Origin of the sequence: Streptomyces gobiensis, assembly GCF_021216675.1 — a bacterium.
GTDB classification, from domain to species: Bacteria; Actinomycetota; Actinomycetes; order Streptomycetales; family Streptomycetaceae; genus Streptomyces; species Streptomyces gobiensis.
In genome coordinates, this window is record NZ_CP086120.1 from 3,174,908 (window position 1) to 3,195,735 (window position 20,828).

The 20,828-nt window shown below is 67.0% G+C and carries 27 protein-coding genes; 14 read left to right on the plus strand and 13 right to left on the minus strand.

Features of this window, described 5'->3' with window-relative positions:
* The first annotated feature begins 521 nt into the window (after positions 1 to 521).
* Both test1122_RS14785 and test1122_RS14790 read left to right on the plus strand, forming a co-directional pair.
* Complete coding sequence (locus test1122_RS14785) at positions 522 to 728, plus strand: hypothetical protein (RefSeq protein WP_232269632.1); 207 nt, start codon at positions 522 to 524, stop codon at positions 726 to 728.
* 93 nt (positions 729 to 821) lie between these two features.
* The gene (locus test1122_RS14790; protein WP_232269633.1) at positions 822 to 1,205 is read left to right on the plus strand and encodes a hypothetical protein; all 384 of its coding nucleotides are present in this window, start codon (positions 822 to 824) and stop codon (positions 1,203 to 1,205) included.
* Here the strand turns inward: test1122_RS14790 and test1122_RS14795 are convergent.
* The 3 genes from test1122_RS14795 to test1122_RS14805 all read right to left on the minus strand — a co-directional run bounded on the left by test1122_RS14795 (position 1,202) and on the right by test1122_RS14805 (position 2,580).
* Positions 1,202 to 1,468: a DUF397 domain-containing protein gene (locus test1122_RS14795; RefSeq protein ID WP_232269634.1), complete on the minus strand. Its 267-nt coding sequence runs from the start codon at positions 1,466 to 1,468 to the stop codon at positions 1,202 to 1,204. The two genes, test1122_RS14790 and test1122_RS14795, sit on opposite strands and share 4 nt — an antisense overlap.
* 20 nt (positions 1,469 to 1,488) lie before the next feature.
* Complete coding sequence (locus test1122_RS14800) at positions 1,489 to 1,797, minus strand: hypothetical protein (protein WP_232269635.1); 309 nt, start codon at positions 1,795 to 1,797, stop codon at positions 1,489 to 1,491.
* Positions 1,798 to 1,887: 90 nt separating this feature from the next.
* Positions 1,888 to 2,580, minus strand: coding sequence for an O-methyltransferase (locus tag test1122_RS14805; RefSeq protein WP_232269636.1), 693 nt, complete (start codon positions 2,578 to 2,580; stop codon positions 1,888 to 1,890).
* Positions 2,581 to 2,943: 363 nt separating this feature from the next.
* Between test1122_RS14805 and test1122_RS14810 the strand changes: the two genes are divergently transcribed.
* Both test1122_RS14810 and test1122_RS14815 read left to right on the plus strand, forming a co-directional pair.
* The gene (locus test1122_RS14810) at positions 2,944 to 3,858 is read left to right on the plus strand and encodes a C40 family peptidase (protein WP_422397076.1); all 915 of its coding nucleotides are present in this window, start codon (positions 2,944 to 2,946) and stop codon (positions 3,856 to 3,858) included.
* Positions 3,859 to 4,077: 219 nt separating this feature from the next.
* Positions 4,078 to 4,779 carry a phosphatase PAP2 family protein gene (locus test1122_RS14815; protein WP_232269638.1) on the plus strand — a complete coding sequence of 234 codons (702 nt, stop codon included), beginning with the start codon at positions 4,078 to 4,080 and terminating at the stop codon, positions 4,777 to 4,779.
* Between the two features lies 1 nt (position 4,780).
* Here the strand turns inward: test1122_RS14815 and test1122_RS14820 are convergent, their stop codons facing one another.
* On the minus strand, positions 4,781 to 4,951 hold the full coding sequence (locus test1122_RS14820) for a hypothetical protein (RefSeq protein WP_232269639.1): 171 nt from the start codon (positions 4,949 to 4,951) through the stop codon (positions 4,781 to 4,783).
* Positions 4,952 to 5,037: 86 nt separating this feature from the next.
* On the opposite strand from test1122_RS14820, the gene test1122_RS14825 reads away from it, so the two are divergent.
* Positions 5,038 to 5,850: an SCO4651 family lipoprotein gene (locus test1122_RS14825; protein WP_232269640.1), complete on the plus strand. Its 813-nt coding sequence runs from the start codon at positions 5,038 to 5,040 to the stop codon at positions 5,848 to 5,850.
* A 76-nt stretch (positions 5,851 to 5,926) separates the two neighbouring features.
* On the plus strand, positions 5,927 to 6,088 hold the full coding sequence (locus test1122_RS14830) for a hypothetical protein (RefSeq protein WP_232269641.1): 162 nt from the start codon (positions 5,927 to 5,929) through the stop codon (positions 6,086 to 6,088).
* 74 nt (positions 6,089 to 6,162) lie between these two features.
* On the opposite strand, the gene test1122_RS14835 is transcribed toward test1122_RS14830, so the two are convergent.
* Positions 6,163 to 6,486, minus strand: a complete 324-nt coding sequence (locus tag test1122_RS14835) for a metal-sensitive transcriptional regulator (RefSeq protein ID WP_232269642.1) — start codon at positions 6,484 to 6,486, stop codon at positions 6,163 to 6,165.
* A gap of 203 nt (positions 6,487 to 6,689) precedes the next feature.
* Here test1122_RS14835 and test1122_RS14840 point away from each other — a divergent pair, with 203 nt between their 5' ends.
* Both test1122_RS14840 and test1122_RS14845 read left to right on the plus strand, forming a co-directional pair.
* Positions 6,690 to 7,310, plus strand: coding sequence for a DUF47 domain-containing protein (locus test1122_RS14840; RefSeq protein ID WP_232269643.1), 621 nt, complete (start codon positions 6,690 to 6,692; stop codon positions 7,308 to 7,310).
* 5 nt (positions 7,311 to 7,315) lie between these two features.
* Entirely contained in the window at positions 7,316 to 8,314 is a 999-nt protein-coding gene (locus test1122_RS14845; RefSeq protein WP_232269644.1) for an inorganic phosphate transporter, read from the plus strand.
* Between the two features lie 337 nt (positions 8,315 to 8,651).
* On the opposite strand, the gene pstB is transcribed toward test1122_RS14845, so the two are convergent.
* From pstB to pstS, 4 genes are all read right to left on the minus strand, one after another.
* Positions 8,652 to 9,428 carry a phosphate ABC transporter ATP-binding protein PstB gene (pstB, locus tag test1122_RS14850; protein WP_232269645.1) on the minus strand — a complete coding sequence of 259 codons (777 nt, stop codon included), beginning with the start codon at positions 9,426 to 9,428 and terminating at the stop codon, positions 8,652 to 8,654.
* Positions 9,429 to 9,458: 30 nt separating this feature from the next.
* A complete protein-coding gene (pstA, locus tag test1122_RS14855) occupies positions 9,459 to 10,538 on the minus strand; it encodes a phosphate ABC transporter permease PstA (protein WP_232269646.1) in 1,080 nt (359 codons plus the stop codon).
* Entirely contained in the window at positions 10,535 to 11,515 is a 981-nt protein-coding gene (gene pstC / locus test1122_RS14860) for a phosphate ABC transporter permease subunit PstC (protein WP_232269647.1), read from the minus strand. The genes pstA and pstC overlap by 4 nt, the downstream gene beginning before the upstream one ends.
* A gap of 144 nt (positions 11,516 to 11,659) precedes the next feature.
* Entirely contained in the window at positions 11,660 to 12,784 is a 1,125-nt protein-coding gene (gene pstS / locus test1122_RS14865) for a phosphate ABC transporter substrate-binding protein PstS (protein ID WP_232269648.1), read from the minus strand.
* 451 nt (positions 12,785 to 13,235) lie between these two features.
* Between pstS and test1122_RS14870 the strand changes: the two genes are divergently transcribed.
* From test1122_RS14870 to test1122_RS14880, 3 genes are all read left to right on the plus strand, one after another.
* Positions 13,236 to 13,778, plus strand: a complete 543-nt coding sequence (locus tag test1122_RS14870) for a hypothetical protein (protein WP_232269649.1) — start codon at positions 13,236 to 13,238, stop codon at positions 13,776 to 13,778.
* 192 nt (positions 13,779 to 13,970) lie between these two features.
* Complete coding sequence (locus test1122_RS14875) at positions 13,971 to 15,041, plus strand: C40 family peptidase (protein ID WP_232269650.1); 1,071 nt, start codon at positions 13,971 to 13,973, stop codon at positions 15,039 to 15,041.
* Between the two features lie 189 nt (positions 15,042 to 15,230).
* Positions 15,231 to 16,427 carry a PP2C family protein-serine/threonine phosphatase gene (locus test1122_RS14880; RefSeq protein ID WP_232269651.1) on the plus strand — a complete coding sequence of 399 codons (1,197 nt, stop codon included), beginning with the start codon at positions 15,231 to 15,233 and terminating at the stop codon, positions 16,425 to 16,427.
* 14 nt (positions 16,428 to 16,441) lie between these two features.
* On the opposite strand, the gene test1122_RS14885 is transcribed toward test1122_RS14880, so the two are convergent.
* The 3 genes from test1122_RS14885 to test1122_RS14895 all read right to left on the minus strand — a co-directional run bounded on the left by test1122_RS14885 (position 16,442) and on the right by test1122_RS14895 (position 17,804).
* Positions 16,442 to 16,777 carry a DUF2516 family protein gene (locus tag test1122_RS14885; RefSeq protein ID WP_232269652.1) on the minus strand — a complete coding sequence of 112 codons (336 nt, stop codon included), beginning with the start codon at positions 16,775 to 16,777 and terminating at the stop codon, positions 16,442 to 16,444.
* A 147-nt stretch (positions 16,778 to 16,924) separates the two neighbouring features.
* Positions 16,925 to 17,422 (minus strand): hypothetical protein, encoded by a 498-nt coding sequence (locus test1122_RS14890; protein ID WP_232269653.1) that lies wholly within the window; start codon positions 17,420 to 17,422, stop codon positions 16,925 to 16,927.
* Positions 17,415 to 17,804: a helix-turn-helix domain-containing protein gene (locus test1122_RS14895; protein ID WP_232269654.1), complete on the minus strand. Its 390-nt coding sequence runs from the start codon at positions 17,802 to 17,804 to the stop codon at positions 17,415 to 17,417. Before test1122_RS14895 ends, test1122_RS14890 begins: the two co-directional genes overlap by 8 nt.
* Before the next feature lie 510 nt (positions 17,805 to 18,314).
* Between test1122_RS14895 and test1122_RS14900 the strand changes: the two genes are divergently transcribed.
* From test1122_RS14900 to test1122_RS14910, 3 genes are all read left to right on the plus strand, one after another.
* Positions 18,315 to 18,860, plus strand: coding sequence for an RNA polymerase sigma factor (locus tag test1122_RS14900; RefSeq protein ID WP_232269655.1), 546 nt, complete (start codon positions 18,315 to 18,317; stop codon positions 18,858 to 18,860).
* Positions 18,857 to 19,354 carry a transmembrane transport protein gene (locus tag test1122_RS14905; protein ID WP_232269656.1) on the plus strand — a complete coding sequence of 166 codons (498 nt, stop codon included), beginning with the start codon at positions 18,857 to 18,859 and terminating at the stop codon, positions 19,352 to 19,354. Before test1122_RS14900 ends, test1122_RS14905 begins: the two co-directional genes overlap by 4 nt.
* 282 nt (positions 19,355 to 19,636) lie before the next feature.
* Complete coding sequence (locus test1122_RS14910; RefSeq protein WP_232269657.1) at positions 19,637 to 20,140, plus strand: YfbM family protein; 504 nt, start codon at positions 19,637 to 19,639, stop codon at positions 20,138 to 20,140.
* 161 nt (positions 20,141 to 20,301) lie between these two features.
* Here the strand turns inward: test1122_RS14910 and test1122_RS14920 are convergent, their stop codons facing one another.
* Entirely contained in the window at positions 20,302 to 20,721 is a 420-nt protein-coding gene (locus tag test1122_RS14920; protein ID WP_277879830.1) for an ankyrin repeat domain-containing protein, read from the minus strand.
* Positions 20,722 to 20,828 lie beyond the last annotated feature (107 nt).

Below are 20,828 nucleotides of genomic sequence, written 5' to 3' on the forward strand. Positions count from 1 at the left end.
AGGCCCCGCTGCGACGGGCTCGCGACCCGCGCCCGGTTGTTCACGGTGGCCGCCGCCACGGGTGCGGTTCGGCGGACCCCCCGGGCCTTCGGCTGGCCGCCGCGCGCTGGGTCAACGACCGCCAACTGGCTTTATGGCGGGCGGCCTCGGCCGCAGTCGGTCTGGGCCAGTCGGACCGCGCGCTGGGCTGGTTCGGCTGTCGGGCCGGGAGAACGCCTGCCCCCCGACGCTGCGCTGCGCTGCCCGGTGGACGTCCCCGGTCCGGACCCGGGTCCGCGTCCGCGTCCGGTCCGCGTTGGCGTTCCGCGCGACGGAAGAACAGCTTCTCTCCGTAGAGCAGTAGTCAGAGCTCAGAGCGTTGGAGAGGTCCACTGGGATGAGGGACCAGACCACCGCGCTGAGCCATACGCCTTTCGGAGAGCATGATGCAGCAAAAGCCAGAACCAGCGAGAACTCAGAGAATGGTGCTCGGAGCGGGCTTCTTTATTGTCTTTATGTCTCTTTCTCTCGCGCTGGGCGCTATGACTGGATGGAGCTCCGAGGAGCAGGGACCTGAACGCTTGCGGAGCAACATCGATATCGTCATTGGCTCCGCCCTTTGGGGAATCATCGCCGTGGGCGGCGCACGGGTGATCGTCCGCTGGCGGTTCCTGTCCCCCTGGCTCCTGACCGGCCTGGTGCCGCCGGTCCTCGTCGCCGTGGACAGCCTCGGCTGGCTGCCCGCGTAATCCGTGCCCGCCGGGACTGACCCCGGCGCCTGTGCGGTCGCCGGACGTATCCTCGGGGGAGACGCACGCGGCGCGCTAGGGAGGTGCCGGGCGATGGGCTTCTGGTTCGTGCTCCTAGTGATCTTCATTCTGTGCGGCGGCGGTGCCTGGCTGGTGGAGAACCTCCGGGAAGCGCTGCGCACGCGGCACGAGCGGAGACTCGCGCTGATCCGGGCGGACGAGCGTCGCGTACGGGAGCTGGCGGAGGCGAGCAGACCGCCCGAGCCGCCCGAGCCGGTGTGCGGCTGCACACACCACCTTGCGATCCACGACAAGCAGGGCATGTGCCATGCGGTGGTGGAGGTGCCGACGGGGTGGGACGCGGACCACAAGCCGCTGGCGTACGAGCCGGGGATGTGCAGATGCCAGCAGTATGTGGGGCCGCAGCCCCTGTCGCAGGTGTGGGCGGAAGATATAACGGATAAGGGAGACGGCTAGGGCTTGCTCCCGGCTTCCTCGGCTTCCTGGGCTCCTTCGGCCCCTTCGATCCCTTCGATCCCTTCGACGAAGTGGTCGAACTCGTCGTTCTGCACTCCCAGGACGAAGGCCTTCCACTTGGCCTGGGTAGTGGTGACGACGTTCTCCGGGTCGTCGGTCTGGCGGATGTGGATCAGGTCGCCCTCTCCGGCCGCGACCTCGATGCACTCTTCGTCGGGGTTGTCCGACGCCCGGATCCAGTTGAGATCGTTCCAGTTACTCATAAGGTCAGCCTAGAGGCAGGTCAGACGGACATGCCGTAGACGATGGTGAAGAGCGTCCCGAGCGAGCCGATGATGAAGACGCCGGTAAGCCCCGCGATGATCAGGCCCTTGCCCTGCTCCGCGCTGAAGGTGTCGCGGAGGGCGGTGGCCCCGATGCGCTGCTTGGCCGCGCCCCAGATGGCGATGGCGAGGCAGATGAGGATGGCGACGGCCATGACGACCTCGATCATCACGCGTGCCTCACGCCCGAGTTCGCCGAAGGGGCCCCAGTCGGGGGCGATGCCGTTGATGATGGTGCCGATATCGCCTTTGTCGGCTGCCAGGAACATGTGAACTCACCGCCCCGTGGTTGGTGGTTGTGGGAGAGCTGGTCGTAGCTCGCTGCTCATCGGATTCTGCCATGCTTCTGCCGGAGCGCGTTATGAACTGACCCGCTTACGGGCCAGGGTGACGCCGTCACGGATGGGGAGCATCACCGAGGTGACCCGGGGGTCGGCGGTGACGGTGTCGTTGACCGCGCGGATGGCGGCATCGGCGTCGTCCTGGCAGGCGGGGTCGATGACACGGCCTTCGCGCAGGACATTGTCCAAGGCGATGATGCCGCCCGGACGGAGACGGCTCACCAACTCCTCGTAGTAGACCGGGTAGCCGGTCTTGTCCGCGTCGATAAAGGCGAAGTCGATGGTCTCTTCCGTGGGGAGGGCGCGCAGCGTGTCCGCGGCCGGGGCGATACGGAGGTCGATCCGGTCGGCGACGCCCGCGCGGTCCCAGTAGCGCCGGGCGATGGACGTCCACTCCTCGCTGACATCGCAGGCGATCAGCTGACCGTCCTTGGCCAGACCCCGGGCGATGCAGATGGATGAGTAGCCGGTGAAGGTGCCGACCTCTACGGCCAGTTGGGCGCCGGTGAGCTGGGTCAGCATCGTGAGGAACGTGCCCTCGTCGTGGGAGATCTGCATGACGGTGTGCTCGGGGAGAGCCTTGCGGGTCTCCTCGGCCAGGTCCCGGAGGATGTCGTCCGCCGGGGTGCAGTGTGCGAGGACGTAGTCATCGAGGGCGGGGTTCACGATGTGCACGGGGTGCTCCACGGCTTGGGGTGGCTGGAGGGCCATACCGTAGACGATCGGGTGCGGGGTGCGCAGGGTGGTGCGGGGTGGGTTTCCCGTGTCCCGCCCTTTCCCGGCTGTGCCGGTGTGCGGCTTCGCCGCGTGGCGGGGCTTCGCCCGGCTGCGGGGTGCTGTGGGTGGGTGTCCCCGTATCCCGCCCCTTCCCGGAAACCGGGGCTTCGCCCCGGGGCCCCGGGGGTGGCCCGGTGCGGGACGGTGGCCCGGTGTTGTGCCCACCCGTACCGCCCCTCGGGCGGCCCGAGTGCCCACAACACTACGGGCGACTGCCCACAACAGGCGTGGGAGGATTGGTGGGTGCGGAAGGGTTGGGTTGCGGCTGGGGTTGGGTTAGGGCTGGTGGTGGCCTTTATGGGGCTGCTGGTCGTCGGTACGTACAGCGCTGCGGCGTTTCTGGGCGGCGGGGGCAGAACCGTCGCGTTGGCGAAGAACGCGGTGCCCGCGCAGTACGCGGGGCTGGTGCAGAAGTGGGGGAACCTGTGCCCGGCGGTCAACCCGGCATTGCTCGCCGCCCAGTTGTACCAGGAGAGCGGCTGGAACCCCAGGGCACAGTCGCACGCTGAAGCGCAGGGCATAGCCCAGTTCATCCCGGGCACCTGGGCGACGCACGGGCTGGACGCCAATGGCGACGGCAAGGCCAACGTATGGGACCCGGCGGACGCGATTCCGTCGGCGGCCTCGTACAACTGCAAGCTGGCGAAGTATGTGAAGGACGTACCGGGCGATACGACCGACAACATGCTGGCGGCCTACAACGCCGGGTCATATGCGGTCATCAAGTACGGCGGGGTGCCGCCGTACCGGGAGACGCGGAACTACGTCTCCGTCATCCGGAAGATGGAGCAGAGCTTCGCCGCGCCGAAGGGGCGGGTGTCCCCGTCGAAGCAGGCAGCCGGGGCGATCTACTACGCACAGCAGAAGCTCGGCACGCCGTACAAGTGGGGCGGGAACGGTGGGCCCGAGGACGACGGGCGGTTTGACTGCTCGGGGCTGACGAAGGCGGCGTATGAGTCGGTGGGGATCGAGCTGCCGCGGGTCGCCAACGATCAGTGGAACTCGGGTCCGCATCCCAAGCGGGATGAGCTGCTGCCGGGGGATCTGGTCTTCTTCGCGTACGACCTGGAGGACTCGCGGTCCATCCACCATGTGGGGATATACGTGGGCGGCGGCTACATGATCGACGCACCATATACCGGGGCGACGATCCGCTTCGACCCGATCGACGCACCTGACTACTTTGGGGCTACTCGACCAACGAAGCAGTGATGAACCGTGTACTTTGTGTGATGAGCGGGTTCTGAGCTGCGAAGACGGGTCACCCTTCGATAACGTCCAGGTGATCTTTCGGTTGAGAGTGGAACGCCGAAGGGCGGTCAGGGCGTTCTCTGTGAGTGGAATGGGAATTCCGCTACCACGGGGGTCGGCAGCGCGTACACGCGACGATGAAGACGAAGACGAAGACGAAGATGAAGGGGCCGCATCGCGATGGCTGGATGGGACAACCCCGACGTCGACGTGCTTCAGCGCGTGAACGGCCTGGCCAGGAGCACGCCGGGCTGGGTCGATTCGACGCTTGGCTTTCTGAGTGAGTACGGCGTCCTCTTCGGGCTGATGGTGCTGGGCGTATGGGCCTGGTGGGTGGCCCGGCGGCGGACCGACGCGGTGGCGGCGGTGGCCGGACTGCTGTGGGCACCGCTGGCGGCGTCGGTCGCGTATCTGGTGAACTTCCCGATCCGGGAGCTGGTGGCCAGACCACGGCCGTTCATCGACCACCAGGATCTTGAGGTCCTGGTGCCCGGTAAGACCGGTTTCTCCTTCGTCAGCGACCATTCGACGTTGACCATGGCGATCGCCGTCGGAATCTTTATGGTGAACCGGCGCTTCGGGCTCGCCGCGATCGCACTCGCACTGTTCCAGGGCTTCGGGCGGGTGTACGCGGGGGTCCACTATCCAACGGATGTGGTGGGCGGTTTCGCGCTGGGGACGGCGGTCGTACTGCTGCTGGCGCCGTTGGCGCTGGCGCTGCTGACCCCGCTGACCCGGACCATCGCGACCTCGCCACGGGCGGGATGGCTGGTCCGCGCGCGGTCGGCGTCGGAGACGGAGTCAGGGGCAGGGTCGGGCTCGGAGTCAGAGGCGGAGTCAGGGTCGGAGTCGGTTTCGCGTGAGCGGGGTCTGGCGGCCTGAGCTACTCGGCGCCTGTGCTGTGCGTATGCGCTGAGGCGTCCTCACGGGCCTTTCCACGGGCACGGCGGGCGGGGCCGTGCCAGCCGCAGGAGCAGCTGGCGCTGACGAAAGAACCGCGTTCCGTTGTGCTGGTCTGGTGCTCGTCCTGCGGGAGGGTGTCTGGCTCAGGCACGCCACCAAGGTACCGGGGCGTGACGGCCGCTCAAGGCCATCGTTAAGGGGAACGAGTTCCATGATGGTTGTTGGGAGTCGTTTGCCATGGAGAGGCGGAAAGGTACGGCCGTAGCTGTTGCCGTGGTCGTGCTGACGACCCTTGCCGGTGCGGGATGCTCCGGCCGAGGGGTCGCCGCCGAGGACACATATCCGCGCGATCACCAGGCCGAGGTGGCGCGAGCGGCCGATGTACTGGTCCGGGCAGGCACGTCCAAGGCCCGTACCGCCATAGAGATGGTCAGCGGCAGCACCCGGCTGACGATCCGCGGGGTAGGGGGCTTCGACTACCAGAAGCGGGTGGGGCGGTTGACGGTCACGCTTCCGGACGGTCAGCAGAAGCCGGTGACGGAGGTGTTCACACCGGAGACGCTGTATATGAAGAACCGGGGGGCGGGAGTGCCGGACGGTAAGTGGGTGCGGGTGGATACGACCACGCTGCCGGACGGAAACCTGGTCACCAACGGTGCTACGGACCCCATGAGCGCGGCTGAACTGCTGCGCGGCGCGCGAAAGGTGGCGTATGTGGGGGAGAAGAAGCTCCATGGTGAGGCCGTCCGTCACTACCGGGGCATTACGGACCTCACGGTGGCCGCGAAAGAGGCGTCGCCGCTCTCGCGCATGCAGCTGGTAGCGGCGGCGAAAGGGTTTTCCAAGAAGGCGGTGCCGTTTGACGCGTTTCTCGATGGGCAGGGGCGCCTGCGGAAGGTCCGGCACGAGTTCGTTTTCCGTAACGAGCCGGGCGATGGTGTCGAAATCGCCTCAACCGTCGCGCTGTACGCGTTTGGGGCGCCGGTGAAGGTCGTCATGCCCGAGCCGGGCGACATCTACGCAGGGAAGATTGCCACGCCGGACCAATAGTCCGGATGTGCCATGCGCACAGGGGGGAAATCTCCCTACTCTGGGGATTCGGGGCAAGTGCGAGGAGGTGGCGAGGATGCCTGGAGAGTCGGCGGTTCAGGACCGGGAGGCCCTCGCCGAGATTGAGCTCTATGGCGAACTGATCATCGCGGCGGCGGCGGAGCCGGAGGAACGGTTGAGCGACGACCGTATCGATGAGGTGCTGTTGGCCGGGCCGGGCAGCTCCGACTCGGGGTAGCCACGCAGGCGGCGTACATCACTATGCGCACATCACTATGCGTACATCACTGTGCGTACATCACTCTGCGCTCACTATGTCCGCAGCAGGCGGGCGATGGCGGCTGTGGCTTCGGCCACTTTGGCGTCGATCTCCTCGCCGCCCTCTGTCGCCGCCGCGGCGACACAGTGCCGGAGGTGTTCCTCCAGGAGCTGGAGGGCGAAGGACTGCAGCGCCTTGGTCGAGGCGGAGACCTGGGTGAGGATGTCAATGCAGTAGACATCTCCCTCCACCATCCGCTGGAGGCCCCGGACTTGGCCCTCGATGCGGCGCAGCCGCTTGAGGTGGGCGTCCTTTTCCTTGGCGTATCCGTACGGGCCGGGTGGCGTAGGGCGAGGTGTTTCCTCGGTGGTGGTCATGCGGCTCTCCCGTTGTCGGCGCTGGGGTCATACCCCCGCTAGGTATATGGTACAGAATTTCCGTTGTGCGGTGATGCGGGACTTTGGGCCCCCTATCCGGGTACGACATTCGATGGGTGACACTGTTGAACGCTGGCCCACTGTGGCCGGATGATGCGCCTAGCATCAACGAGACCGACGCCAATGCACCCCGAGGAACCACCGTGCGCTTTCGTCTGACCCCCAGGGAGACGAGCTTCTACGACATGTTCGCCGCTTCCGCGGACAACATCGTGACCGGTTCGAAACTCCTGATGGAAATGCTCGGGGCGGACGCCTCCGCACGGGCCGAGATCTCCGAGCGGATGCGGGCCGCGGAGCACGCGGGGGACGACGCCACGCACGCGATCTTCCACCAGCTCAATTCCTCCTTTATCACGCCGTTTGACCGCGAGGACATCTACCGTCTCGCGTCCTCACTCGACGACATCATGGACTTTATGGAGGAGGCCGTCGATCTGGTGGTCCTCTACCAGATCGATGAGCTGCCCAAGGGCGTCGATCAGCAGATCGAGGTGCTGGCGCGGGCCGCCGAGCTCACGGCCGAGGCGATGCCGCATCTGCGGACGATGGACAACCTCACCGAGTACTGGATCGAAGTGAACCGGCTGGAGAACCAGGCCGACCAGATCCACCGGAAGCTGCTGGCCCATCTTTTCAACGGCACGTACGACGCGATCGAGGTGCTGAAGCTCAAACAGATCGTGGATGTGCTGGAGGAGGCGGCCGACGCGTTTGAGCATGTCGCCAACACGGTGGAGACCATCGCGGTCAAGGAGTCCTGAACTTCGTGGACACCTTCGCACTCGTCGTCGTTATCGGCGTCGCGCTCTTCTTCACGTATACGAACGGCTTTCACGACTCTGCGAACGCGATCGCGACATCCATCTCGACCCGGGCTCTGACACCCCGGGCGGCGCTGGTGATGGCCGCGGTGATGAACCTCGCCGGGGCGTTTCTGGGCAGCGGGGTCGCCAAGACGGTCAGTGAGGGGCTGATCGCGACGCCCACCGGCAAACAGGGGATGATGATCCTCTTCGCGGCGCTGGCCGGCGCGATCACCTGGAACTTGATCACGTGGTACTTCGGGCTGCCGTCGTCCTCGTCACACGCGCTCTTCGGCGGCATGGTGGGCGCGGCACTCGCCGGGTCCAGCACGGTGTACTGGTCCGGGGTGCTGGAGAAGGTCGTCATCCCGATGTTCCTGTCGCCGATCGTCGGCCTGCTGGTCGGCTATCTGGCGATGACCGTGATCATGTGGATATTCCGGGGGGCGAGTCCGCAGCGGGCACAGCGGGGCTTCCGTATCGCACAGACGGTCTCGGCGGCGGGCATGGCGCTGGGCCACGGTCTGCAGGACGCCCAGAAGACCATGGGCGTCGTGGTGATGGCCCTGGTCATCGGTGGCGTGGCGGAACAGAGCGAGGCGATTCCGATCTGGGTGAAGCTCGCCTCCGCGCTGATGCTGTCGGCCGGTACGTATGCGGGGGGCTGGCGGATCATGCGGACACTGGGGCGGCGGATCATTGACCTGGACCCGCCGCAGGGGTTTGCCGCGGAGACGACGGCAGCGTCCGTGATGTACAGCACCGCGTACATATTCCATGCGCCGATCTCGACGACGCATGTCATCACCTCGGCGATTATGGGGGTGGGCGCGACGAAGCGGGTGAAGGCCGTGCGGTGGGGGGTCGCGAAGAACATCATCGCGGGGTGGTTCATTACGATGCCGGCTGCGGCGGTGGTCGCGGCCCTGAGTTACTGGCTGGTCAACCTGGCCTTCGGCTAACCGGCCGCCGCGGGGGGTTCTCCCCTGACCCACCCCTTCCCGAAACTGGGGGCTGCCGCCCCCAGACCCCCACAGTGTTGTGGGCACTCGGTCCGCCCGAGGGGCGGAACGGGTGGGCACAACACCAGCCACCGTCCCGCACCGGGCCACCCCCGGGGCCCCGGGGCGAAGCCCCGGTTTCCGGGAAGGGGCGGGATACGGGGAAACCCACCCGCCGGGAACCCGCCCGAGGGGACGTGTGGGGCCCGCCTCCCCCATGGAGGGAGGCGGGCCCTTCGTCTTGCGGTGGCACCGCCATGCAGCACCGCAGGACGTTCTGGTTCCGGCTCAGCCCCGCTTAGCCGAAGCGGCCGGAGATGTAGTCCTCGGTGGCCTGCACCGAGGGGTTGGAGAAGATGCGCTCGGTCTCGTCGATCTCAATGAGCTTGCCGGGCTGCCCGATCGCCGCGAGATTGAAGAACGCGGTGCGGTCGGAGACGCGAGCGGCCTGCTGCATGTTGTGCGTGACGATGACGATCGTGAAGCGCTCCTTGAGCTCACCGATCAGGTCCTCGATGGCGAGCGTGGATATCGGGTCCAGCGCCGAGCAGGGCTCGTCCATCAGTAGCACCTGAGGCTCAACCGCGATCGCGCGGGCGATGCACAGACGCTGCTGCTGGCCACCGGAGAGGCCGGAGCCGGGCTTGTTCAGCCGGTCCTTGACCTCGTTCCAGAGGTTGGCGCCCTTGAGGGACTTCTCGACGACCGTGTCGAGCTCGGACTTGCGGTACGTGCCGTTGAGCCTCAGGCCCGCCGCGACATTGTCGTAGATGGACATCGTCGGGAACGGGTTCGGCCGCTGGAAGACCATGCCGATCGTGCGGCGGACCGCGACCGGGTCGACGCCGGGTCCGTAAAGGGACTCGTCGTCGAGCATGATCTTGCCCTCGACACGGCCACCGGGGGTGACCTCGTGCATCCGGTTGATGGTGCGGAGGAACGTGGACTTGCCGCAGCCGGAGGGGCCGATGAAGGCGGTCACGGAGCGGGGCTCCACGGTCATCGAGATGTCCTCGATGGCCTTGTGTGAGCCGTAGTAGGCGGTCAGGCCGCTGACGTCGATGCGCTTGGCCATGTCAATCACTTCACTTCTCTACGTGGCCGTTCAGCGGCCGGTCTTCGGGGCCTTCCAGCGGGCGATGCCGCGGGCGACCAGGTTGAGGATCATCACGAAGACGATCAGTACGAGCGCTGCGGCCCAGGCGCGGTCGTAAGACGCCGGAGTGGCGACCGCCCACTGCTCGTAGATGTAGTACGGCAGGGAGGACTGCGCGCCTTCGAACGGATTCGTGTTGATGTGCTGGGCACCGAACACCAGCAGCAGCACGGGGGCTGTCTCACCGGCGATACGGGCGACCGCGAGCATCACGCCCGTGGTGATTCCTCCGATGGCCGTGGGGAGCACGACCTTGAGGATGGTCCGCCACTTCGGTACGCCGAGCGCCAGCGAGGCCTCGCGCAGCTCGTTCGGAACGAGCTTGAGCATCTCCTCGGTGGAACGCACGACGATCGGCAGCATCAGGATCGCGAGCGCCATCGCGCCGGCGAAGCCGGAGTAGCCGAAGTCCAGCAGGATGATCCAGAAGCTGAGGACGAACAGACCGGCCACGATCGACGGGATGCCGGTCATGACGTCGACGAAGAAGGTGACGGCCTTGGCGAGCTTGCCACGGCCGTACTCGACCAGATAGATCGCGGTCATCAGGCCGATCGGCGCGGCCAGCAGCGTGGCGATGCCGACCTGCTGCACGGTGCCGACGAGGGCGTGGTAGACACCGCCGCCTTCCTGGCTGGTGATGACGTTGTGCATCGAGTGCGTCAGGAAGTAGCCGTCCAGCACCTTCACGCCCTGGGTGGCCGTCTCCAGGAGGAGGGAGACAAGCGGCACCAGAGCGACCAGGAAGCAGACCCAGACGATGCTGGTCGCGAGCCGGTCCTTGGCCTGCCGTCCGCCCTCGACGGCGGTCGCGACGAGCAGGGTGAGGACGACATAGAGCAGGGCGGCGATCAGGCCCCACTGCAGGCGGCTGTGCAGGCCGCCGAGGAGACCGATGCCGATGCCGAGCCCAGCGGAGACAACGGCCAGGCCAAGCGGCGCCCAACGGGGGAGGCGGGGCTGCTTCAGCGTGGTGGGCCGGACGTCGGCAGCGTCCACCGTGGGCTTGTCCAGGACTATGTTGCTCATGCGTTGGCCCCCGAGTACTCCTTGCGGCGAGCGATGATCATGCGGGCCGCGCCGTTCACCAGCAGGGTGAGCACGAACAGGACCAGGCCGGAGGCGATGAGGGCGTCACGGCCGATGGGGCCCGCCTCCTTGAAGGCCGCGGCGATGTTCTGCGCGAAGGTCGCGCCGCCGGGGTCGAGCAGGCTCTCCTTGATGATCAGGCTTGGGGAAAGCACGGTGGCGACCGCCATCGTCTCGCCGAGCGCACGGCCCAGGCCCAGCATGGCGGCGCTGATGACGCCGGAGCGGCCGAACGGCAGGACGGACATCCTGATGACCTCCCACCGGGTGGCGCCGAGCGCGAGCGCGGCCTCCTCCTGCATCTTCGGGGACTGCTTGAAGACCTCGCGGGAGACGTTGGTGACGATCGGCAGGATCATGATCGCCAGCAGAATGCCGACGGTGAACAGCGAGCGGGGCGCTCCGCCGTCGTAGGAGAAGATCCCGGTCCAGCCGAAGAACTGGTCCAGCCAGGTGTAGAGGCCGGTGAGGTGCGGCACCAGGAAGAGGGCGCCCCACAGGCCGTAGATGATGCTGGGGACCGCGGCGAGCAGGTCGATGATGTACGCCATCGGCGCGGCGATCTTGCGCGGTGCGTAGTGGGAGATGAACAGCGCGATACCGACCGCGATCGGCACTGCGATAGCCATCGCGATGATCGAGCTGACGACGGTGCCGAAGGCCAGGACGGCGATGCCGAAGACCGGCGGAGTGGCGTTGGCGTTCCACTCGAAGGTGGTGAGGAAGTTGCCCTCGTTCTCAGGCAGCACACCGATGGTGCGCCATGCGAGGAAGGCCGCGATCGCGGCCATGACCACCAGCAGGGTGATACCGGAGCCCTTGGAGAGGCCGAGGAAGATCCGGTCACCCATACGGGTGGCGCTCGCCCGCTCCGCCTGTTCAGGCGGTGGCGGGGCCGTGGTGGGAGATATGTCCATGGTTTCTCCGGTCTGGTGCGGACCCGGGGTTCTCAGCTGGGCCCTGGCGGCGGTGCACCGGAATGGGTGGGGAGCAGTGTGGGTCTGTTGGGGCGTTGGGCGGTCGGCCCCGGGGAGGAGGCCGACCGCCTCAGTGCGTCAGATTCAGGAGATCTTCGCGACGGTCTCGCGGACCTGGGTGATGATCTCTTCCGGCATCGGCGCGTAGTCGATGTCCTCGAGGGCCTTCTGGCCGTCCTCGCTGGCAGCGTAGGTCAGGAAGGACTTCGTGGCCTCCAGAGTGTCTGCCTTGTTGCCCTTGTCGCAGACGATCTCGTAGGTCACCAGGACGATCGGGTAGGCGCCCTCGGCCTTGGTGGCGTAGTCCAGCTCCATGGCGAGGTCACCCTCCTTGCCGACGATCTTGCCGGCGCCGATGGCGGCCGAGGAGTTCTCCACGGTGGCCTCGACCGGCTTGCTGGCGCCGGTGTCCAGCTTGACGGTGTTCAGGTCGCTGCCGGTGGCGTAGGAGAGCTCGAAGTAGCCGATGGCACCGTCCGTCTGCTTGACGTTGGAGGCGACACCGGAGGAGCCGTCCGCGGACTGGCCGCCCTTGCCCTTCCAGGCCTTGCTGGCCTCGTACTTCCAGTCGTCCGGAGCGGCGGTGTTCAGGTAGTCGGTGAAGTTGTCCGTGGTACCGGACTCATCCGAGCGGTGGAAGGCCTGGATCTTGGTGGACGGCAGCTTCGTGTCCGGGTTCAGCTTCTTGATGGCCGTGTCGTCCCACTTGGTGATCTTCGAGTCGAAGATCTTGGCCAGGGTGGGGGCGTCCAGGACCAGGTCGTCCACGCCGGAGAGGTTGTAGCCCACGGCGACCGGGCCGCCGACCATCGGCAGGTTGATGCCCTTGCCGCCGCCCTTGCAGACCTTCTGGGAGTCCTTGATCTCGTCTTCCTTGAGGGCCGAGTCGGAGCCCGCGAAGGCGGTCTTGCCCTGCAGGAACTCCTGGATGCCCGCGCCGGACCCGGTGGCCTTGTAGTTGACCTGGGTCTCCTTGCACGCCTGCTGGTACTTCTGCACCCAGACGTCCATGGCGTTCTTCTGCGCGCTGGAGCCGGAGGCCAGCAGGTTGCCCTTGCCCTCGCAGTTGATGTTGCTCGCCGCGTCGGTCTTCCCGCCGCCGTTGCCGGTGTTCTCGTCCGTACCGCAGGCGGACAGGACCAGGGCACTGGTGACCGCGAGAGCACCGACAGACAGGGTGCGAAGCCGGTTCGTGCGGTGAAGCTTCACTTGGTTCAGTTCCTTCCTGAAGCCCGCCGGTGGGGGCGGCAAGCGATGAGATGAAGTGTTTGTTCTCTTCGATCAGCCATGCGGCGCGACCCTCTGCTCGGCGAGGAGACTCGCACTCCGTAGGGATGAAATTAGGTAGGGCAGATGAAGCCCCCGACGGTCGAGAGTGAACACAAGGTGAACCTCAGCGAACGTTGCAGTGGCCTCACCGGCGAGCGATCCCGTCCCGGAGCATGATGAGTGCGCACGGTGCTGCGATATGCGCGGATAGTAGTCACGCTGGCAGAGTCGCTGGCGGGGGCCTCACATTACTTCTTTGGTATATATCCGGCTTGGTATATGCGAATCACCTCTGGAATTTAACATTCCGTTTTATGTGGTCCTTGTCCTTGTCCTCGTTGTTCCCCATCTGGCACGGTTGTCGCCGTCAATGGAATGAGGGGGATCGAGTATGCTGCGTACCACCTGGATTACGGCGGCCATGACCACCGTCGTAGCAGGAAGTCTCGCTTTCTCGGCATGGCCCGCGGCGGCGGTGACTGCCGCTGAGCCGCCCAAGGGAAAGGCCAAGTACCGTGCGGTGAAGCAGTGCAGGAGCGCCAAGGGGCGTTGGGCCAAGGCGTACATCAAAACGACCAGCAAGCCCGTGGCAAAGGGTAGTGAAGCAGCACGATTCACCTACATGGTGGAGTGGGGTTATGCCATCCAGCGGACCAGGGGAAACCATGGGAACAGCCGGGTTGAGGCCAGACGGGTCGCAAATGGCATAGGCCGCTGGGTGCCCTTCGATAAAATTGGCCACACCCGGGCGGCAAAAGAGAGCAGCAAGTTCTATAAGGGGAATCAACGGGGCCGTTACGCCCATTCCACTGGCTACGTCAGGCGGAACGGCAAGCGCTGGACAACGGCCGTCCGGGTCTCCGTGAGGTTCGACAACTCGGACGAAAGGTGCAGCATCCTGCTGCACCCGAAGGACCTCAAGAAATTCAGATGAACGCGCGGGCAGCGGGCGGCGCCCGGCCGGGCGGCGGGCGGGCGCTTGGCCTGTGCCTGGCCTGTGCCTGGCCTGTGCCTGGCCTGTGCACGGGGTCTCCGGAGTACGCCTCTGTTGGATTTTCGCGTGCCGTGTCACCATCCGGCGGGGGTGCCGCGGAGAAGGCACCGTTACGGAGGGGATGTCGCGGTGATGCGTCAGGGGACCGTTCTGGTCTGCGCGGTGGGTGTGCTGGCGGTGTCGGGCGGGGGCGCCTACGCGGCGCCGCACAAGCCGCCGGAGCCGGGGCCGAAGTCGGACTCGCAGTCGCAGTCGCAGGCACAGGCACAGTCGCGGAGCCTGGAAGAGGTCCGCGAGGAGATCGAGAAGCTGCACGACCAGGCCGGTTCCGCGACTGACGCGTACAACGCGGCCGCGGAGAAGGTGAAGCTGCAGCAGCGGGAGATCGTGCGGCTGGCCCGGCGGATCGATCAGAACCAGGGCAAGCTCAAGCAGCTCAACGACCAGGCGGGCGCGATGGCCCGGGCGCAGTACCGCAGCGGCGGGATGCCCGCCGGGACGCGGATGGTGCTGGAACGCGACCCGGAGCGGTTCCTGCACTCCCTCAGCCTGATGCAGAAGGGCCAGCAGGCCACCAGGGGAGTGATCGGCCAGCTCAGCACCACACAGCAGGCGCTGAACGGCTACGCCAAGGCCGCCACGGCGCGGTGGGAGAAGCTGGAGACCAGCCGGAAACAGCGAGCCGCGGCGAAGAAGCGGATCGAGGCCAAGCTGAAGCAGGCCGAAAAGCTCGAATCCCAGCTTGCGGAGGATGAGCTTGAGCGGCTGAAGGAGCTGGAGGAGAAGACCTCCTATGAGCGTCAGCTGAAGTGGCTGAAGTCCGGAGTGCTGAACGAGGTCAACGCGAAAGCCTCAAAGCAGGGGAAGAAGGCGATCGCCTACGCCACGGAACAGATCGGCAAGGACTACAAGTGGGGCGCCACCGGCCCCGGCACCTTTGACTGCTCGGGCCTGACGATGCGGGCCTGGGAGGCCGCCGGCAAGCGGATCCCGCGTACCTCGCAGGAGCAGTGGAAGGGCCTGAAGAAGGTCAGCACCAAGGAGATGCGGCCGGGCGACCTGATCGTCTACAAGAAGGACGCCAGCCATATCGGGATGTATCTGGGCGACGGCGAGATGGTTCACGCACCACGGACCGGACGGCAGATCCGGGTCGAGGGCGCGGGCGTGCTCCCCATCCTCGGTGTCGTACGGCCGGACTGATCGACTCATCGGGGCGATTAATCGGGGCGATCAGGGCTGATCAGGGCGCTCCGGCCGTGATCCATGGCATATGCCGACGATGGCGGGCCGTAAACCATTCCGCACCGGCGTACCCGGCGGCTAAGGTCGCCTGCGGCATCCCGAGCGGGGTGTCTGATGCCCTCGGGGGGAGGGAAGAGGACTGCGGTTATGCCCATATCCGTGGGCGATGGGACGGAGGTCCCGGTGTCAGCGGCGTTGCCACGGCAGGCGGAGACACTGCTCATCATCGAGGCCGATCCCGCCGGCGCCCCACCGCTCCCCGAGATGCCGGACGCCTTCGGCGGCCGGGTACGGGTCCGTACGGCCCGTAATCTCACCGAGGCCGAGCGGCTGCTCACCGACGATGTGCACTGCGTCCTGCTCGACCTGGGAGTGGGCGATCTCGACGCACTCCCCCGAGTGCTTCGGCTCGCGCCACAGCACGCGGTACTGGTGCTGGCCGGCGAGGACGATGCCGAGCGTGCGGCGGAGGCGGTACGGATCGGGGCACAGGACTACCTCTGCCGGGACGAGCTGGACGGCCGGCTGCTGAGCCGGGCGATCCGCTACGCGGTGGAGCGGAAGCGGGCCGACCTGGCACAGCGGCAGCTCACCGAGTCACGGCTGCGCGCCCAGGAGAACGCCCGGCTGGAACGTGGGCTGCTGCCCACCCCGCTGCTGGACGGAAGCGCACTGCGGTTCGCGGCGCGCTACCGGCCGGGGCGCTCGCGGGCGCTGCTGGGCGGGGACTTCTACGACACGGTGCGCACCGCCGATGGCACCGTGCACGCCATGATCGGGGATGTGTGCGGGCACGGCCCCGACGAGGCCGCGCTCGGCGTCGAGCTGCGGATCGCCTGGCGGGCGCTGACTTTCGCCGGGCTGTGCGGCGATGAGCTGCTGGGCACGCTGCAGAAGGTGCTGGAGCACGAACGGGCGAACGAGGAGATCTTCGCGACCCTGTGCATGGTCGATATCTCGCCGGACGGGCGCCGTGCCGGGGTCTGCCTCGCCGGTCACCCCGAGCCGCTGGTGGTCGGCGGTGGCTCCGCGCCACGGCTGCTGCCTTACGACTACGCCGGTCCAGCGCTCGGCCTGCTGCCGAGGGCCCGCTGGTCCCGCAGCCAGGTGGAGCTGGGCGGTGTGTGGAGCCTGATGCTCTACACGGACGGGTTGATCGAGGGCCGTATCGGGCGCGGCAATGAGCGGCTCGGCCAGGACGGCATGCTGGACCTCGTCACTTCCGGGCTGGCCGGGGGCAGGAGCGGTGAGCAGCTGCTGGACGGGATGCTGGAGAACGTGGAAGAGCTCAACGGCGGCGTGCTGACGGACGATGTAGCGGTGCTGCTGCTCGACCGGGGCTGATCGCTCGATTCCGCTCAGCGGTTGTACGGACCGTACGGCCCATCGCTGCTGCTGCCCCGGTAGCTGCCGCCACCGCCCCCGCTGACCTGGATGAGAGCCGGGCGGACATCGACCATGTAGACGATGTTGGCGATCAGGCCCGCGATCTTCAGCAGGAAGAACGACGGCACGAAGAGGCCCGCGGCGACCGTCAGCCCAAGGATGATCAGCCAGAACTGCTTGGTCTTCTTGTCGGCGGCCCGATAAGCGTCCTCACGGCGCAGAGCCGCGTCCACCACGCAGAAGATCGCGAAGACCAGTAGCCCGAGGAAGACAAAGCTCATCAAAGTGCCGAAACCCTGCAGCAACACGCTGTCCACCATCCTGGAGAAATACGCCGTCCTTGGCCTTCCACGCTACCTGGACGGCAGGCCGGGCATATAGCCCATGCCCGGCCTGTCCCAACGATTACCCGGCCCCCGCCAGAGCCCGGCCCAGAACGGACTCAGGAGTCCGACTCAGGAGTCCGACTTGGGGGTCGTCTTCTTGGCCGTCGTCTTCTTGGCGGCCGTGCTCCTGCGGGGCGCCGCCTTCTTCGGCTCAGCGTCCGCCTCGGGCTCCGGCTCCACCACGGTGACCGGCTCCCGCTCGATGGTCGTCTCGTAGGTGGCCGCTTCGCCCTCCTCCTTACCGCGCCAGGACTCGACCGCGACCTTGCCCTGCTCAGCCAGGGAGTCGTAGCTCTCCTTCGCCTTCACCACGGCCTCGGCGGTGTAGCCGACGCCCTGCAGCGCGAGGTGCTGGGCCTGCTCGCGGAGCTTCTTGATGTCGGCGTCCAGCGTGGACAGGAACCCCTGGAACTTGTCCTGCACGACCTTGGGATCGGTGTCCTTGACCTTGACGATCTTGGCGATCCGGTCGGGCGCCTCATTACGGACCTTCTCAATGACGCCCGCGGCGGCATAGAGGGGCTTCGGGTCGGTGAGCGTCTTACGGAGATCGGTGGCGTTAGGCATGAGAATCCCTCCCGGGCTGTGGCTGCGACTGTTGCATGGTGCCGTTCTGGGTCCGGAACGACTCGTAGATCTGAAGCAGCGCCTGCTTCTGCTGCTCGGTGATCGACGGGTCGGCGAGGATCGCGGCCGGAACCTCGATCTCCTCCCGTTCCCGCTCATCGAGCATCCCGGCCCGCACGTAGAGCGTTTCGGCGGAGATCCGCAGCGCCTTCGCGAGCTGCTGAAGGATCTCCGCACTGGGCTTGCGCAGGCCGCGCTCGATCTGGCTCAGATACGGATTCGACACCCCGGCGGCGTCGGCGAGCTGGCGCAGCGAAAGCTGGGCGTTCCGCCGCTGCTCACGCAGAAACTCGCCGATCCCGCTGGGGTGCAGTGAGGCCATGCCTCCACTGTGCCCCGGGGTGCTAGCTTTTGCAAGCGAATGCTTGCAACGGTGTCGAGTGTCGCCGGGCGTCGCCGTCTGCCCGCGAACCATCTGTTGATCTGTCTCGAGGCGGAAGACTTCTGGCTGGAGTACATCGACGCCCGGGGCGGGCTGCGCCGGGGGCCGCTTGAGGTGATGTGGCCGACTCGCTTCAAGGCGGCCGAGCAGGTGCCCCGTTCCCGTCGTACCGGGGGCAGCGCACCCTTCCGGTTGGTACTGGGCGGCTACCTGCGCCGAACTGCGGATCGAGCCGGAAGATGCGGCGAAGTTCACGGCCACGGCAGCGGCCTGCGCCCGGGTCGACTGGGAGTACGAGCGGGTCGGGGTGCTCGATCCGGTGCTGGCGGCTGGTTGCCGGGCGTCTGTGCCGCCAGGGTGGCGAAGACCGATCAGTGGCGTGGGACGTGAACCTTTCTGTCGTGGGTGCCGACTGTTTCGGTGACGGGTGGCGCGGGATGGGGAGGTGCGGTGGCCGAGAACGGATGCAGCGGACTGCTGGTGGTGCGCTGCCAGCTCGGCGAGCGGGAGGCGTTCACCGAGCTGGTGCATGTCTGGCATGTCCCGCTGTTGCGGTATGTGCGGGGCATGGTCGGCTCACAGCACGTCGCGGACGATCTCGTCCAGGAGACGTGGGTCGCCGTCGTGCGCGGACTGCCGCGCCTGCGGCAGCCGGAACGGTTCGCCCCATGGCTGTTCACCATCGCACGGCGCACGGTCGTCAACCACCTGCGGCACGCCTACGCGGCCCAGGAGGTAGCAGCGGTGGAGGCAGACGTTGTCGCCGAGGACAACGATTCCCTCAGCGGCGTCCTGGACGGGATGGAGATCGAAGCCGGGCTCAGCGGGCTGCCGCCGGTGGAGCGCGAAGTGCTGATCCTGTTCCACCTGCAGGATCTACCGCTGAACGCCTGCGCGGAAGTGCTCGGCGTACCGCCCGGCACGATCAAGAGCAGACTGCACCGAGCCCGCCGCATGTTGCGGAACATCATGGCTGAAAGGGGACATGAGGCATGAGCGAGCCGAACCACGGAGCACACCGGGATGTGCCTGAAGAACTGGAGCGCGCGCTGGCGGCGGAGGTCTCGTTGCGCTCCCGGCTGCGGCACGTGGCGGTGGGCCTGGCGGGAGGATGCGGCGCGGCACTGATCGCGGTGCTGTGGGCGACCGAGCCGGACCCGCTCCCCACACGGACCCAGGCGGGGTTCGCAGGCTTGATCGCGGTCGGGCTGGCCTGGGCGGCCTTCGCCGGCTGGGTACTCAGCAGGCGCCGACCGCTGTTCGCCCGGGACCGGGTGCTGGGCGCCCGGCTCGCGCTGGTGGTGACCACGCTGACCGGCGTCGCCGGAGTCGTACTGGCCGCGGTACGCGGCACGGCGGCCGGGGTGCTGGGGACCGCCCTGACCGGTGCCGTCCTGGTGGCCGCCGCGGGACTGCTCCTGGCACGGGCGCAATCCCGCCGCCGCGAACTGCTGCGGCTACGCGACGCCCTGCAAAGGAAATCCTCCTGAGATCGTGCGCCTACGCGGGAATCGATGTCGAGAACTCGGGCCTGTTCACCGGCATCCGCGGCCACCAGCTCGCCGGCTGGCTGCACTCTGAGTTCGACGCGCTGGGCCCAGCGGACCCCCGCCCGCGTCACCTCACGACCTGACCGCATCAGCCCGAGCAGTCCCGTACCACCTGCCCCGTGGACACCGCCGTCCTGCGCGCCACCTCGCCTTATCCGGCAGCGGGCTGCCGCTTCGCCGTCTGCCCACGTGGCTGTCAGTCGCCACCGTTAGTCTCCGGCCATGAGCATGATCGGTGAATACGCACGCGTGACGACGTCCGAACTCGACCAGGTCATCAACGATTCGGAGTGGGCGCTGGATTTCGTTGATGAGCTGGTCGAGGCGGAGCTGGACGCGCAGGCAGATCCGTCCGAGGCGCGCTGCCTGGATACCGACAAGGCCTGGGATGCCCTGGGCTTCCTGCTCCGGCGTGTGGGCTTCCCTGTCGATATCGTCCATGGCGAGGAAGCCATCCCCGAAGCTGAGGACTGGGGGTACGGGCCTCCCCGATACCTGACCCCGGATCAGGTCCAAGTGGCTGCCGGGGCGCTCGCGAAGATGACCGGCGCCCGTCTCATCGAAGGTGTCACCCCGGAAGAGCTGGCGCGAGCGGACGTCTATCCGAGCATCATCTGGGAGCGCGGCGAGTCGCTGGACTATGTGCGCGACCACTACGACTCGCTGGTGCCGTTCTTCGAAGCGGCGGCGCGTGAGGGCGACGCGATGCTTGTCTGGCTGGACTAGGGCGCGGCAGAGACGGGCGTCGGCAGGTGCGGTACCGGCAGGCGCCTTTCGCGCCATGAAAGGCGCCTGCCAGTGGTGTCACCCACTGGACCGGCCTAACGATCCGATCATCCGGTAGATATGCAGAGTCATTCGTTCAGGGGGCCCAGTGGCGCGTACGTTTACTGCGCGCCGAACAGCTCCAGCAGCTCTTCCTTGCCGAACATCCGGGCCGTGTCGATCGCGCTCGGTGTTCCGGCCGCCGGATCCGCGCCCGCGTCCAGCAGGGCGCGGATCACCTCGTCCTCGCCCTTGAACACCGCACCGGCGAGCGGGGTCTGGCCACGGTCGTTGAGCCGGTCCGGGTCCGCGCCCCGCTCCAGCAGGGCGCGGACCGCGGCGGCGTGGCCGTGGTACGCGGCGAGCATGACGAGGGAGTCGCCCTTGTCGTTGGTGAGGTTCGGCGGCACCCCCGCGTCGACATACGCGACGATGGTGTCCGTATCCCCGTGCCGGGCGAGGTCGAAGATCTTGGCCGCGAGCTGCAGCACCTCGGGGTCGTGCGCGGGCTCACTGCTCTCGGGGGTGGGCGCGTCGCTCATCGCGGCTCCTCCTGGTCGTAGCGTCGCTGGTGGCCTCACTTTACGTACACGGCTACGCGGTACCGCTTGTACGCAAGCGTGATGTCCTCGTGGCTTGGTACTCGGTC